Genomic DNA, 16718 nt, shown 5'->3' with positions numbered 1-16718 from the left:
GCAACAATCAGCGTCGCAGGTTACGTCGCTCCGTCTCCGTGAGTTGACGCAATTGCTTCTCGCTCAAATCCATCTGGCCCAATACTTCCACTGCGCCGTTAGGATCGTAAGCAGTCGGCTTCTTGTTACCTTCATCGTTACGGCGTGGTGTTTCTTCGTTTTCATTACCGAAACCCAGCACCCGTACCGTAAAGATCGATGGCAGGTTTTTGCGCGCTTCATTGCGATCACGTTGCACCACATCCTGCGCCGCCATCGCTGCCTGTGATGCTGCCGCGCTGGCATTCGTCAAGGCACCGATATTGGTCGCAGCGATCACCGGCAAGCCTTTCGCTTCACCCTTGACCTTGATGTTATCGGCGTTCAGGATTTGCAAAGCGATGATGTTCAGATTGCCTGCCACACGGATGCCCGCATCGCCTGCATTGATGACGCCTTCCGGTGCCGCCAGGTCGACGTCACCATCACCGACAGTACCGATACCGCTACCGCTCATATCGGATTTCTCCCGTATGCTCGTGTTGCCATCCAGGTCAGTGATGACTTCCGGTGCCGTAGGAACGCGTACCGTTTTGGCACCACGACCGGCATCGATGCCGCCACGGCTGGACCAGATAATCTGGTCGCTGCCGCGCAAACTGGCTTCCGGCACAAAGGAAAGGATGCGTGACTGATTGACTACGACATCTTCTTTTGCGAAGACATTGATATGACCGGAGCCCAGGGTGACCAAACCATAACCGGCCGGGATAGTCGAACCCAAAGCAGCCACCTGCAATCCGCCACCGGGTGTCAACACATTGATGTCGCCACCACTCATGGTGCGTACCATCAAAGTATTGGCTGCGACATTGCCCTTCCATGCATCGCCGGGGAACAGCGTGGCGATGGCGGCGTAACCACGGTTATAGCCACCATTGAGCGGCAAGTCATTGACGCCCGGTTCATTTTGATTGCGCCCTGCTTCGCGCAATTCCAGCATATACACCTGGCGCAGGAATTGCTGTTGCGCGAATTGCGGCAACGCCTGGAAGCGGGCCCATGCCGCCAATGGCGTCAGGTCTTCTCCGGTCATGTCCTTCATATAAGAGACCAGGCCACGACGCGTTACCTTTTGTTGTCCACCGGCGCGCGTTTCGACTTTGTCGGTCAGGTAAATAGGCAATACGCTACCGTCGGCGGCTTGCGCTTTCAGGTAATCCGGCATCGCAGCGACCCTCGACGGATCAAGGTAGGCAGCGGCAAATGCGTCATAGCCTGTTGCACTATTCATGCCACCCATGATGGTGACGGAAGCACCCTGCGACGGCAAACCCTTGATCTGCGTATCGGGCATAGGACGGTTATCGGCAGGGTTGTACTGCTGGTTGCCCACGGTCTGTATCTTCAAGTCATCGGCATAGACATCACGTCCGGCGGACAGCACCAGGGTGCCAGGCCCCTCGATAGTAATACTGCCGGTGTCCAGGGTGCGCGAAGGCGCCAGTGCACGGACGTTCGCCATCGCCAGGATATCGTTGCCCGCTTCCAGCAAGGTCACATCGCTGCCCCGCACATTGCGTGCATTAACCCGCATGCCACGAATATCGGTACCGGCGCGCACCCAGGTCTGTTCGTTGGCAGTCAAATCGAGTCCGATGATGGAACCACGCCCTGCGTATAAGCGGCTCGGCTCGAAATCACTGGCCAATGGCAGCACATCCGGATTACTCAAGGCACGCATATACGGATCACCGAAATGTGATGCACCGAGTGGTGCGATCACGTTCGCCAACACCGCTTCCATAATGGTCTGGCCCTGGCCGCCCGGCATGAATGGCGAAGGCATCATGCCGGGTGTGGCATACGGCATCACCAGTTGTGCTTCATTATCGCCATTAAAATTGAGGCTGCGCAGTTCATCACGGTTTTGCGTTGCAAAGCGGATGTCGCCTTGTGCTATCAATTGCACATCATTGGTATTGCCGGCCATGATACGCAGCGGTCCCTGTATTTCCAGGCTGCCGTTCAGCGCCACCGCAGACAGCTGGGCCGGGAAGCGGTTGCGGGCCTGACCGACGAGATTGTCCTGCGCGGTCCAATTCATGCGCAGTGACACATCACGGAATATAAAGTCACCCTGGTTCACAAAAGTGATATTGCCGCCGGTAGATACCAGCTTCAAGGCAGTGCGGTCGGTATAGCCGCTCATATAAGCGCCATAATCCAGCCCGGTCACCACACCCTTACCGTCATTGCCCTTGCGTATCAGCAGCGGATCTATCACTGTTTGCAAGCGCAAATCTCCGGCCGTACGCAAGCTTAGCGTGGCGTCCCCCAATGCCAGTATCGGTGCCACCGAGAAGGTAACGACATTGCTGTCAAGATCACCTTCATTCCACTGCACGGTGACGGTATTGCCAATTGCTGTATCACCGGCCTTGATGTCACCGCTACCGCGTGCAACGTAATACTGCCCGCCACGTATGCTGCCACCGGCCTCCACCGTCATCGCGCCGCCGTTGCGCATTTCCATCAGCATCGATTCGCTGGCCGAGCGACCGCCACGCATGCGCATAGTGGTCGGCAAAACTACGACCAGGTTACCGAGGTCACCACCGGCACTGACACTGACATTACCGCCGCCAAGTGCGCCTACACCCTGCTGGAACTGGCCGTAATTGATCCACCAGCTTGACTGTTCAGGCGGCAATATCAACTTGCCATAGCTGCCATCAGGCCGGATACCGTACTCATTGCTTTCATACTCACCGAAGTAACGCTGCCCGTTCACTGCCCCCTGGCGATTCAACCATTCAACAAAACGCTGGCCGGCCGGTTGCGCCTCGATACTTCCTTGCGCACTGATATCCAGGTTGCCGCCTTCGGTGCCGTAACTCGCATTCGGATTCCCGGTCGTGAAATCGCTCCAGGTCGTCATATCCTTGCGACCGGCGGTATAGATCACCGACTCCTTGTGCGCCAGTGTCAGGTCACGACCTGCCCGCACTTCCAGGTCACCGGTGCCGGTGCGCACCAGCTTGCCGGCACCGTTATCTACGTTCTTGTCCGGATCTGTATCAGCCGTACCGATAACGATATTGCCGCTGCCGGCCACTTGCGCGGCCAGCGGTTTGAGCGCCAGCGTATTGGCCGAGCCAAGATCGGCACCTGCCACCAGGCGCAGGTTCCACGACGCGCCTTCCTGCAGGCTGCCGCTGCGATCCGCATTGTCAAAGCCATCGCTCAAATGTCCTTTGATGATCAGGTTGCCGCCGGCCCTCAGGGTCAGCGAGCCTTCCCGCGCGCCGGCAAAATCGCTATGCAAATTCCAGTCGCTATTCATCGTCAGGTCACCGGCGCTTTCAATCGCAATGCCGGACATGACTGCAAGACTGGTGCCGAGGCGATTCGCAATTGCGCCAGAAGCTGCATTGAACTGGTTGGCGTCACCGATCGCGGTGGCCTTGACCGAATCAACGGTACTACCGTCGAAGTCGGCGACCTTGTATGTGGCGACGCCTTCCAGTACCGCCGAGCGTGCACCGATGACATTGACGTTCAGCGCCGTGACATTGATTTCATTGTGTGCGGCATTTTGTTGCGCCCGCAACCGAACCTTGCCGCCTTCATTGCCTGCCACGTCTATGCTGCCGCCTTGCAGGTTCAGCTGTCCGCCGGCTGCTTCCAGCGTCACGCGGCCGCTACCCAGCTCGCCGGTCGCGCCGGCCAGCAGTTGTGCTCCGGCGTTCATGGTCACGCCATCGCCACCGGTAATGCGGATCGCACCACCGTATGCGGCACGTGCATCGATCGTACCGGTAATCGTGATGGTGCCCTGGTCGGCAGTAAGGCCAAAGTCTTCCACTTTGGTGATGCCATCAAGCGTGATATCACCCTGGCGTATGCGGAACTGACGCGAGCGATTGAAGCCTGCGTTATTGAGCAACTGGCTGAAACCGGCGAAGTCATTCAGTTCGGCGATATCCAGCGAAAAGGAACCGGCCTTCGCATTGGCTGCGGCTTGTGCATTGATGCTGCCATCAAGGATGACGGTACCGCCATTCGCTGCCGCAATCGACAGACTGCCGGCGTTGCCGCCATCTTTGTGGGCCGCAAGGTTGAGCGTGCTGCCGGTATTCAGACGTACATCGCCACCAACTGCGGACAATTTGATATTGCCGGCATCAGCGTATTCGGCGACATCGAAGAATTGTTTGCCAAAGCCGCTAACGTCGATCTGCGCACCATCCACCAACACCAGGTTACCGGCGGTGGCCGTCATGTCGACACTGCCACCATAGGCGACGATACGACTACCCACCAAGACGCTGGCACCGGAAAAATTCAAGCGCGAACCGAGGCTGTCCTGCAAATTATGCTGGCTCGCATCACCTCCGGCCGTCGCCAGGATTTGCAAGGCACCGGCAGTCGTGATGTTTTGCACTGCACCGCCGCGACCTGTGAGCAATGGCGTATTCAGGCTCAGGTCTATCGCACCGGTATCGATACCGCCTTTGCCAGAGCCGATGATTTGGTCACGGCCATGCAATGCAATGTGATTGAAGCCGGCAAAATTCTTTTGCCCTGCGCCCAGGATCAGGGTTCCCGCATCCATGGTGAAATTACCCGTACCCGAACCGCTGGCAGCAAGGTTGGCACCGCTGTTTTCCAGCGTGATACTGTCGCCCTTGATCACCACATCACCGGCATGTCCGACGAAGGCCGCGCCATCCAGGCTGACCGAACGTAAAGAGGATGCGCCGAGGTCGACCGATTGATAAAAGTCGAAACTGGAATAGCTGCGCAAGGTGAGGTTTTTCGAGTTCGCCAACTGTGCCAGCGCCGCATTATCCAGCACCAGGCCGCTACCGCCACCGAAACTGATACGTCCCGCAGCCACTGACAGGTTGGTGCCGGACACTTGCGCCGAAGCGGCCAACTCTGTGGTGCGGGTCGCATCGATCAACAGTGCCCCCCCGCCATTCAATACGGCACCGGCACCGACCGTGACCAGGCCACCGCGACTGGTGTCCACACCTTCCCGTATCACCTTGATTGCATCGCCATTGGCCACACGTATCAACGCCCCCCAATCCTTGGCGGGTGTAGTCAATACATCGTCGCGCGCATCCTTGGCATCGATCACACCATCAAAGTTATCATCCAGGTTGCCATCCGGATCGGTGTATACCGCCGCCTGTTGCGCCTTCACGATCAGGTTGCCGGTGCTGCTGGCACCCGTACCTTTGGCACTGACGACACTACCCGCATCAATCGCGACTTGCTCGGTGGCCGCGAGGATAATTTCCGGGCCGGACAATTCCGAACCGACGCCATTCCGTACCACGATATCGGTCGCCGTCACACTCAGTTGTGTACCGAGCAAATCGCCTTTACGCGTGCCACCAATCAACAAGCTGCCGGCACCGAAGTTAGCAAGTCCCGCTGCATCAATAATCAGGTAGCCATCCGCTTGCAATGTACCGGCATCCTGGCCGGCACCGACGATGGCGATTTTCTTGCCGGCGATATCCACCAAACCACCACGACCACCTTGATCCGCCTGCGACAACAAGGTGCCGTCCAGCGTCAGGTGTGTGGTCGCATCGAATACCACGGCACCACCATCACGTGCCAGGCGTGGCGTCACCACGTCCTGCCCGGTGAGGCGATACTGCGTCAGCTTGAAGGCATCCGACGCAAAGAAGTTATTCGCGAACGCTTCGTTGTACTCGGTATATTTGCGCAGCGTCGAGCCCGACATCACCCGCCAGGCCGACGCCTGTGCATCTTCCGTATTGCCATACGCGCTACCGGCCTTGCCTTGCATGATGATGCTGCCATCGCGCATGACGACGCCGGCGCTCACCGGCCCGCCCCAGGCAGTACCCGTAGCTTGTACCGCAAAGGCACCCGGCAACAAGGCATAACGTGCAGGCAGCAAGGTGTACCAGCCGGCGGCCAGGCCGGCACCACCTGCCAGCCAGATACGGTTACCTGCTTCCACGCCGCTGATTGGAGCCGTGGCCTGGTGTCCCGGCATCACTGCATACATGCCCGGCAGATTCAACACATCGTGCGAACCACCCGGTCCCGGCACGAATTCCCATGCATATAAATCACCACCACCACGAATATCGACGATCGCACCTTGTGCCAGGTCTACTGTCGGCGCTTTCATTGTGATGCGTTTTTCCGGCGGGGAAGTCAGTGAACCCGAGGCCGGATTCGCGCCATCGCTTGCTTTGGTCGGATCTTTCCAGTGTTCATTATTTGCTAGCGTGCCATACGGTACGATCAGGCCGGCCCCGGAAACGGACGTGATACTGCCCGCACCCAAGGTCAGGCGATCGGCGGCAACCAGTTCGATTTGTCCGAACGGCGCGCGCAACACACCATTCTGTTCTATCACCGGCGCTTCCAGGCGCAAGGTGCCACCTGCCGACAAAGGCACGTAGGATTCATGGCCGGAACGTTCCACCGTGATCGATTCAGCAGAAACAATTTTTGCATTGACAGCTGTAGACGGATAAACCTGACCCACTGTGATGATCAGTTTGCCATCCACATCCAACGTGCTATTCGCCGCCGCAGGATTCGTCGTTGTATCTATCGGATAATTACCGACGCTGAAACGCAATTCCGCTGCATTCAATGCGGTCTCTGCAAAACTACGGATGCTCACCGGTCCGGATAAAGTGCCGGGACCGCTGGCGCCACCTACTACGTCAATCACATCCGCATTCAGGCTCAGGCTGCCGGTGCGATTGGCGACGATAGGTGCCGCATTCGCCGAACCGGTTTGCTTGAGCCCGATATAGGCTGCGGTCAGGCTGGCATGTCCGGCTTCGCCGCCGGCATGGCGCAGTGCGCCATCAATCGTGATGCTTTTTCTCGCAGCCAATTGCACATCGCCCAGCTCTACCGCCCCGGTCGACGCCAGCTCCAGGTTGGCGAAACCGCCATTGGCAAACGATGCCGGACGCACGGTCAGCACGGAATTCACCGGTGTCAGGTTGCGGAAATCGACGCCGATGAGATCGCGGAAGGCATCCAGCGCATCGTTGCTCAAACCAAATGCCGTATAGTCGGTTGCGCCGCCACCCTGGCCACCGCCGACCGGTGCAGTCGCGGAAACAGTCAAGGCGACGGTGGAAGCCGAAGCGAGATGGTCGAATAACTGCTGCGTGATCACCATCGGTGGCATGCCGGGGAAACCGTACTGTTCCAACACCGCCGCAAAGTCCACGCCGATGATGCTGGCCGGGGTACAGAAACCCGCCGTCTGGCATAGGACCTGCACAACCTGGTCTGCCAGGTTGCCACCGACACCTGCAGGTTTATGTTGCAATGACAGCTTGCCACCCTGCGCACCTGCGCCACCAGCGTTTGCCAGCAAATCACCTGCTACCAAGCCTTCACCACGGATGGTGATACTGCCACCGTCACTCGCCACGGATTGGGTGCCGGCACCACGCACATCCACCACGCCATTCGCACCAGATACATCGATCAGGGAACCTGCTTCCAGCGTGACTTTTGCAGCGAGAATATCCACCGTACCACCGGCCAGCACTTCGCCCTGCCATAAACCGGTAGCATCCTGATAAATCGCAGGCACGCCGCGCGCCAGCAATTGCGCAGCCGCGCCGATTTGTATATCCCGGCCACTCAATTCAATACGACCTGCCGGTGCTTCGAGGCGACCCAGCATCGTCAATACACCATTTTCCCCACCTGCAGCGAGCCGGATCTGCCCCCGTGTATCGGTGACGATGCTGGCACCGTTACCCACATGGATAGAACCATCAGCCGTACCCAGGCTGATGCCACCGGCTTGCTGTTTGAGACGTTGCTCCGGTCGCAATACCGCATGCGGCGCCAGGTCTGCCAGGCGTTCACCACTATGCACATCACGATAGGCAAAGGAATTCAAATCCAGGCCAACCGCTTCCTGCCTGACCGTCACACCATCCGCCACCACGATGCCGCTGTTGCCACGCACACTGACCGCAACCGTACCAAAGCCACGCTCACCAAACATCGTCGCCGGCAACAAGACGACGGCCGGGTCATTACGGACGCCACCGATTTGCACCGATGAGTCGGTGTCGAGGAACAGACTGCCGGCAGAGCCGGCCGCATAGGCACGCAGATTGAGTGCGCCCAGGTCAAGGTCAGGCGAGATGCCGGACAGCGTGATGGAGCCGGCATTACCGACACGCAAGGACGGCAAGCCTTTGCTGCCGATATCAACACGACCACCACCGGAGACATCAATGACCGCATTCGGATCGGCAATGATCTGGCCGACATACAGCCTGATTGCGCCGCCATCCATCGCCCACGCACCGGACGGTGCACCATCACGCCAGGCATTGATCCATTGGCCGGAGACATCGAGGCCGCCGTGTTCACCTATCGTCAGTTGACCGTTAGCCGAATCCAGCCCGATCGAGCCGCCTGCCGCGCGGATCATGCCATTGATGCGGATACTACCGGTCGCGCCCTCGGCACCCGATACATTCAGCGAGGCACCCGGTGAGAGTTCCAGATTGGCACCTGTCGACAATTCAAAGTCGCCACGGATGGTATTGAAGATGGTCTTGCCCATGCCGGAACTGTTCAGCATGTCATCTGACAGGAAGGTCAGTTTCTTGGATTGCGGATTGGCCGGATCATTCGGCACATAGAAGTCCGCACCCAATGCCGTCGCAGAATTGAATGCATCGTCCAGGCGCTTCGGATCATGGCTGACGATAATCGTGCCGGGCGACCATGGACGGTCTTCAACGGTGCCGCCGCCCAGTTCCACTTTGCCGCCGATATTCGCATTCGGCTTTTGTTGCTGGCGATCACCGATGATCACACCACCCCACAAACCGCCTTCAAGTATCATTGCATCGCCGGCAAACACCTGCAATGAACCGGCCTTGCGTCCTTCGACGTAACCGTTTTCCATCGCATTGCCACCGATTAGCGAATTACGCCAACTTTTTTCTGTGCCCCAGCGTGCATTTTTTACCGTGTACAGCCCAGCCAGGCCGACAAACTCCATGTCCGGCATCGCCTGGTCCATCGTATAAGTGCGACCGTCTGCACCGCGGAGTTTGGTCGCGGTATTCATGCCGTCGGTATAACGTATCGAGCCACCGGAGATATCGATCATCGAACCGGGTCGGGTAATGACAGCGCCACCGGCACGCAGGGTAATGCTGCCGGCATCAGCCGACAGTTCTTTCAAATCGGTCTTGCCTACCCCGACCCAGCCGGCGACGTCAGCCAATGGCGTACCTACCCATTCGCCCGGCATATATACCATCTGGCCGTTGGCATCTTTCTTTTGCACCCACTTCACACCGGCCATCGGACCGTCTTCAAATACACCGTTTTCACGGCGGTCGACGATGACTTTCTTGCCGCGCAACCACGAGTCCAGCAATAGCGGTGAATCGCGCAATTCATTGATGCGCAATTCGACTTCGATAAAGTTGCGCGACATCGCCACCAGCATGTCCTGCAAACCGGCGACGCTGAGGAAGGCATCCGTATCAAGATAAATACGGCTGGCGTCACCTATGCTGCCTTTGCGGTATGGCTGTTGTGTGAAGATCGGATTGACTGCGGTTTCCATATTGATCTTGCCGGCCGGTACGATCACGCCCGCCTGCGATTTGATATCGATCAATTTGCCGTACATACCAACCCAACCTGGCTGGTAACGTGTTGCCAGCGCCGATGCTTCGATCTCACTGGTGTCCGCTGCATCCGGCAATACCTGCGTGACGCTGTTGCTACCCAGCGTCAGGGTGCCGGCCGACCAGTTGATAAAGTCGTCAAAACCATCGGCATAAAAACGGGTACCCAGGCCCCATGCGCGCATGAGGATGGAACCGTTGCGATTGTTCAGCGCGGTAGTCGCCATCAAGACACCGTTCTGTTGTATGTCCTGCGCCTGCAATGTGATGTTGCCGCGATCCGCTTGCACCGTACCGCTATTGATGACTTCATAGCCGACTGCCGCTGCACGCGCCGCCATTTCCGGCAACACGATATCGTGCAAACCCTTGACGTAGTTGACATCTGCATACGCAGGTGCGAGCCCGAGGGCACTCTGTACCTGGCCACCGGAAAAGAGCCAGCCGGAGGCCGCCGATGCCGTGACATCAAGGCCACGCACCGCATTCGGATCTGTCGATGACGGTGTCTTCAGATAGATATTCTCACCCGCCGCCAGGATGACCTGGCCATCCGGTGCCGAGATGTAACCGGCATTCTTGACCTTCGGTGCAAACAGCATGACTTTGCCGCCGCTATCGACTTCGATACGGGCACCGGCGTCTACCCGAACTTCACCCGGAGGCGCACCTGGCTCGAAGCGATCCACCAGGCCCAGTTGATCGGGTACCGTGCCGTTACCCGGTACATAACCCGATGTGCCGTATACAAAAGGCTTCTCCGGGCTGTACTCACCGAATTGTGGCAGCGGGAAATCATTACCCTGGTTCGATACCTTTTGCGCATTGTTGATGCCGAGCTTGAATTGTTCATCCGTCAGGCGCAGCGAGGACGCCACCAATGTGCGGGTATTGATCTGGCTGCTGCCGGTGAAGATGATGCCATTGCGATTGATGATGTAGACCGCGCCATCGGCCTTGATCTGGCCGGCAATTTCACTTGGCCGGCCATTCGGGTCATTGATGCGGTTGAGTGCGACCCAGCTATTGCTGCCATCGGCTTTGGTACCACTCTTTTGATCGAAATTGACTATCGTGTTTTTACCGACGTTGAAGGTTTCCCAGTTCAGGATGGCCTTCTCGCCGGTTTGTTTGATATCGACCAGGGTCTTGCCGCCGCTCGTGCTTTGCGTCGGGCCGTTCGCATTGATCCAGCCCGCGGTGAGGCTATTGGTATCGACCTTCAGGCCGCCTTCGCCCAAGCCATCCGGTATGCTTGAATTGCCATTCAATGCAGCCTGGCGCGCGGCGGCCTGCATCGCTTGCTGGGCAGCGACATTGCGTGCCGCCATATTGAGGTTGGCGAAAGCGCGTTGCTGTTGCTCGGTCAGGCGCTGTTGCTGCGCAGTAGGCGCACCGGCCTGCATTGCCGGCATGCCGTTCGGCAGTTTGCCGGTGACAGCCGCGGCCGCTTGCACGGCGCCCTTCTGCGCATACCATGCGGCGCTGAAAGCTTGCTGTGCGTGGGCAGTCCCGAGCATGCCCCCTGTCGCCAGCATCAAGGCGATCGCATGCGCCAATGGTGAACGTTTAAACAGCAGGGTAGTGCCCGGTGATTCAGTATGCGTCCGCGTATTCATATCGCCCCAACTCCCATCTAGCAGATTCAGTCAGCCGGTTCCCGCAGTGACGGAAGCCGGACATGTAACCATATGCACCGATGACATTCATCATCGGTACTCCTGCGATCTAGACAGTTAAGCGCGCTTAAATCGGCAAATATTTTTATGTCGTTTTGATGACATCAGTAAAGCCGGGCTACGGCAGCCGATCTTCAGCTCAGCAAGACCACGCCACCAGGCAGATTACTGATTTGCAAACCGAGCGAACGCTGGATTTGTGCCAACGCCTTATCCAGTGCATCGAGACGGAAACGACCGGTAACAGCCCTGGCCGCCATTTTCTTGTCGAGCAAGACGACACGTCCCGGGCGATAGCGATTGATTTCTTCCACCACTTCAGCCAGTGGTGTTTCACTGAAGCGCAATGAACCTTCGCGCCATGCGGATACGGCAGCGGGATCTATGCTGGCGATATTGCCCAAGGTCTTGTCGTCGTACACCAATTGCTCGCGCGCCGCCAGGGTCACGCGGCCTGCGGTGTGCGACACTTGTACGCGCCCCTGCAAACACGTCACGCAGACGCCATTCGCACCGGCCCTGACTTCAAAGCGTGCATTTTGCGCCGCGCTGCGACCTGCTCCGGCAGCAACGACAAACACTTCATTGGCATTGACAATATCGACCGCAGCTTCACCGGCAATCAGGTCAATGCCGGCCACACCTGCGCGTCCGCTTTTTACGGCGATGCTGGTGCGGGTATTGAGTTCAACATTGACGTTATCGCTCAGGGCCAGGGTGCGTTGTTCACCGATGGCGGTGCGATAATCCGCATTCAATTCCGCAAACGACGGCCACAGGTTCAGCGGCGGACGGAATACCACGACTGCCGCAGTAGCCGCTGTCGCGCACACGGCACCACCGAGGAAAGCGCGACGTGCCGGACTGCTGACGCGGGAGCGTGGCGCGGCTTCGGCCTGCATCGCAGCCGGGTTACGTGCCAGCACCAGTTCACTCGCCTGCCCCAATTGCTGCCAGCGTCGACGTGCTTCGGTGAAGGCCGCGGCATGCGCCGGGTTTTCCGTACACCAGTGCTTGAGTGCAAGGCCGTCCGCACGCGTCATCTTGCCCGCTGCCACCTGACGCACCCATGCATAGGCTTGCCGCTCCAGCGCGCCCGGCGTTCTTTCATCATGGTATGAATGATTCATCATTTTCGTCATGGCGTCACAGACAAGATCTTTGCAGCCTTGAAGACAAGACGGTTGGCAGGCACAAAATCGGCAACATTTTTATTCATCCTTAGGCATATGCGTCATGCAGTATTCATGCGCACGCTTCAATTCGAGTCCGACCAGCCGTGGCGAAACGCCGAAACGCAGCGCGGCATCCTGGTTCGATAAACCATCCACCCGGATCGCGAGGAAAATCGCGCGGCGACGCCGCGGCATGCTTTCGATGATGTTGGCCAGCATTTCAATTTCATCGCGGGCAGCGACCACTTGCACCGGACCCGGGGCCGGATCGGCGATTTCCACCATCAATGCTTCCAGTTCGTCCGCATTCATATAGCGGCGATCGCGTTGCAAGCGGTCCAGCGCAAGATTGGTCGCCACGCGCATCAGGTAGGCGGCCGGATTCTTGACCGGTCCGTGGTCTTCGTTGCGGTTTTCCAGGTGCAGCCACGTGTCATGCAAGGCATCACTGGCGACCTCGACCGAACCCAGGCGCCAGGCGAGGCGGCGCTTGAGTTCATCATAGCGCTGCGTCAAAAGCTCGCGCAGGGCCGACAGGCTGGAATCACTCATGGCCACTCAAGAGATAGATGGGATGGAGGCGCACGGTCTGTCCTATTGAAGGGGGGTGCATACAGGCTTTTCTTTCTTCGCACGCGGCTTGATAAGGATCACGAACGGCTTTTCCGGCGCCAATGGTGGCTGGCTGACCTGGAGCTTTTGCACTTCGCTGACGATCGCAGCATCGCGCTGGCGATTACCGGTGGTATCCAGCAAACGTGCTTCCTGGACCTGGCCACCCTGGTCCAGCTTCACCAGCATGGCGAGACGATAAGTACCCAGCGCCAGGTCTTCCCGCGCACACAATGCCTTGCGTATGCCCTCTTGTACCAGGCCATCGAAATAACGTGATGCGGATGCGGCCACCGGATGCGCAGCTTGTGCTTTACCCACGACAGGAATCAGTACAAAGGCATCATCGGCGACCGACTGTATCGTCAGCCCGGTACCTTCCAGCAGCATCTTCAAGGCCTGTTGCGGCATGAAGAAACCATGCACTGCGCTCGACATCTTGCCCGCCGCCAGCTCGGAAGAAAAAAACACGGACAGGTTGGTGCTGGCATCAAATTTTTCCAGTGCCACCTTTAACGATTGCGCCGGCATGTCAAACAGTATCTCGGCACTGGCCCGCACCTGATGGCATACCAGGCTCAGCGCCAGCGCAGCCATACATCCCATCAATGGGCGCACACCGGTATATGCGACTATGTTTGCCATATGAGACTGGATGCCTGTTCATGCAGGGTGTTGGAGGGGTTCAGTAAGGCTGATGCGCATGGCTGCCTTTGCTTACGGCAGCCATTCTATGAAGAAAATATGACCACTCCATGACCGGATTTTTTTGCAACACGGAGGTAATACACACATCAGATACGCACACTATTTATACCGTTCATCGTTGCCATTTATTCAGCTTCACGTGCCGCCTGCTTCTGCGTTTCTATAGCGATAAACAAGCGCGCGCTGCCACGCTGTATCAGTAGCGCCGCCGCACCATCCGCTATCCCGACTTCTTCTGCCAGGCCCTGGATCGTGCTCACCGTGCGACCATTCACTGCCATGATCACATCGCCCACCTTCACCCCGGCCCGTGCTGCTGCGGCATTGATACGCTGCACCAGCAAGCCGCCGTCTATCCGCAACACCAATTGTTCTTGCGGGAACAGCGGACGCACCAGCAATCCCAGTGGCGTTGCCAGTTCCGGCTCTATCTTCGGTACCGGCTGTGCATCGAAGCGATCCGGTACCACTGTCAGCGACAAGGCCTTTTTCTCGCGCCATACTTTCAAAACAGCTGCGTCGCCCGGTGCCGAGTCAGCGATAAAAATCAACGCGTCGGCAGACTGCAATACTTCCCTGCCCTTGACCTGCAAAATCACATCGCCGGATTTCACACCGGCACGATCCGCTGCCGCACCCCGCTCGACATAGCTCACCAGTGCGCCCGCAGGCCTCGGCAAATGAAAGGATTCCGCCAGCGCCTGGCTGACTTCCTGCACACTGACGCCTATGCGCCCACGCGTGACCGCACCCTTGTCCTGCAACTGTTCCTTGATGCGCATCGCCGCATCGATCGGTATCGCAAAGGACAAACCCTGGTAGCCGCCGCTATTGCTATAAATGCGTGAATTGATACCGATGACTTCGCCATACTGATTGAACAGCGGGCCGCCGGAGTTGCCCGGATTGACCGGGACATCGGTTTGCAGGAAGGGAATGTAATCGGCACCGGGCAGGATGCGACGTGTAGCGCTGATGATGCCGGCAGTGGCGGAGTTGCTGAAGCCGAAAGGAGAACCTATCGCCAGTGCCCAGTCACCGACCTCTGCCTTATCCGGGTTGCCTATGCGTACCGTCGGCAAGCCTTGCGCATCGATCTTCAGCAAAGCGACGTCAGCCACCGCATCGCTGCCGATCAGCCGCGCCTTGAATTCCCTGCGATCCGGCAGCTTGACGCTGATTTGGGTACCGCGTGCCACTACATGGGCATTGGTCAGGATGTAGCCATCGCTACTAACGATGAAGCCCGAACCCAGGCTCGCTTCTTCATTCGCATTTTGTGGCGTGCGCTGCCGTTGTGACTGATCCCGGGCCACACCTATATTCACCACGGCCGGGCCATAAGTCCGGGCCAGCGTGGAGAAGTCCGGTGCACTCCACAAGGCACCGTTCTGCATGCCGCCACAGGCACTCAGCATAGTGGCGGATAGCAAGGCAAGTACGAAGCCGGCCTGGCGCAGGATAGTCATCGGTCAATCACCAGGCCAGCATCATGTTTTGGCCGCGAAACTCAGGCTCAGCTGCAACACCATAGGCTGGCGCATATCACGCGGCGGCGGCTCGGACAAGGATTGCGTCATCATCAAGGAACGCAAATCCGCATCTGCCTGCGCCTGTCCCAGTGTAGCGAATTCGGTACGGGAAATCTTGCCGTCCGGTGCCACCCACACTTTTACCACCAGCGGTGGCGGCAAAGGCTGGCCTTCTTTCAGCAAGCGCTCCTGCATCCAGCCATGCAGTCGTACCACGGCATCACTGGCCGGATCACTGAGCCATGCTTCCAGTTGATTACCGGCCATTTGCGCATAGCTGACCCAATGTTGCGGCACGCTCTGCGCCATCGCGGTTTGCACCATGACCGGAGCCGACGACACCGTCAACCCTACGCCAAGTACCCCCATCATTTTCAGGACGCGATGCAAAGCACGTTTCACTACACCCTGTTTGCCATCCACGACCTGTGATGCCTGTTCCTGCATATTCTTTTCATTCATATCAATTCCCGTTTCCATGGCTGTCCTGCTTATTTATGTTCGGTATTTACCTGTCATTGCTAACCGCAGATAATCCCGACCGACAGCGTTGCCGCTCGTGCGGCCGGTGATTGTGTAGCACCCAGTTGGGCGGCATCGCTTTCCGTAAAGGGAATACCGCCGTCACGCAAAAATTGTTTGACCTGTGTCACGCCGACTGCCCGCACTACGCTGGCACCGGTCGGCACGCCCGCTGCCGCCGCCCGGCTCAACATGGTGCTAGACACCGCACCATGGGATGAGGAAACGGATGCCATCCGTGCCACCACCACGCCCAGCACCAAACCCGCACCGCCGATCACCGCACTGCCGCTGGCACCGGGCTTCACACCTGATAACAGCTGCATGCCGTCTTCACCCGGCACCGTGATCGCATTGCTGACCAAAGTGGCGCGTCCGGGCAAACGCTGCAGCACGCTATATGCTTCAGAAAACACACCAATACTGCTGCCACTACGTGCCTCAGTCTGCGCCAGCGTGGCACTCAGATACGGTTTAAGCGTCGTGTGCAAAACCGCCAGGTCCAGTTCCGGACTCGCCAGGCCCAGCTTCGCTTCGACCACACGCCCATCCTTGACCACGTAAATCGTGCCGCAGCTCCCGACCGCGTGATGCGCAGTCAATACATCGCCGGCTGGGTTCAGGAATACGCCACTGGCATGGGTGTCCAGCCCAGTCCGGGGCGGCGGTTCCGCTGCCGCCTGTACCGCCAGCGGCAGGCATGCCAACGCCAAAAAGAGCCGGCGCATCACGCCCGGCTCCTGCTGGTATCCATCTTTCGCCTTAACTTCTTCATATCCTTCTTCCCTGATCATCCCCACCCTTGCGCAT

Annotated in this window: 7 protein-coding genes; all 7 read right to left on the bottom strand. The window is 58.3% G+C overall.

All coding sequences use genetic code 11. From position 1 onward, the window contains the following. Nucleotides 1–7: 7 nt before the first annotated feature. Nucleotides 8–11299: a filamentous haemagglutinin family protein gene (locus ACFQPC_RS02120; RefSeq protein ID WP_382269998.1), complete on the bottom strand. Its 11292-nt coding sequence runs from the start codon at nt 11297–11299 to the stop codon at nt 8–10. A 194-nt stretch (nt 11300–11493) separates the two neighbouring features. Then, nucleotides 11494–12492, bottom strand: a complete 999-nt coding sequence (locus tag ACFQPC_RS02115) for a FecR family protein (RefSeq protein ID WP_382269997.1) — start codon at nt 12490–12492, stop codon at nt 11494–11496. A gap of 78 nt (nt 12493–12570) precedes the next feature. Further along, nucleotides 12571–13086: an RNA polymerase sigma factor gene (locus ACFQPC_RS02110; protein WP_382269996.1), complete on the bottom strand. Its 516-nt coding sequence runs from the start codon at nt 13084–13086 to the stop codon at nt 12571–12573. Nucleotides 13087–13128: 42 nt separating this feature from the next. Continuing rightward, a complete protein-coding gene (locus tag ACFQPC_RS02105) occupies nt 13129–13791 on the bottom strand; it encodes an STN domain-containing protein (protein ID WP_382269995.1) in 663 nt (220 codons plus the stop codon). 188 nt (nt 13792–13979) lie between these two features. Next, nucleotides 13980–15323: a trypsin-like peptidase domain-containing protein gene (locus ACFQPC_RS02100; protein ID WP_382269994.1), complete on the bottom strand. Its 1344-nt coding sequence runs from the start codon at nt 15321–15323 to the stop codon at nt 13980–13982. Between the two features lie 21 nt (nt 15324–15344). Next, complete coding sequence (locus tag ACFQPC_RS02095; protein ID WP_382269993.1) at nt 15345–15866, bottom strand: hypothetical protein; 522 nt, start codon at nt 15864–15866, stop codon at nt 15345–15347. Between the two features lie 41 nt (nt 15867–15907). After that, nucleotides 15908–16702, bottom strand: coding sequence for a S1 family peptidase (locus ACFQPC_RS02090; protein ID WP_382269992.1), 795 nt, complete (start codon nt 16700–16702; stop codon nt 15908–15910). Nucleotides 16703–16718 lie beyond the last annotated feature (16 nt).

The sequence above is a fragment of the Herminiimonas glaciei genome, assembly GCF_042664955.1.
Classification (GTDB): domain Bacteria; phylum Pseudomonadota; class Gammaproteobacteria; order Burkholderiales; family Burkholderiaceae_D; genus Oxalicibacterium; species Oxalicibacterium glaciei.
This window is presented reverse-complemented; position numbering and strand designations above follow the sequence as displayed.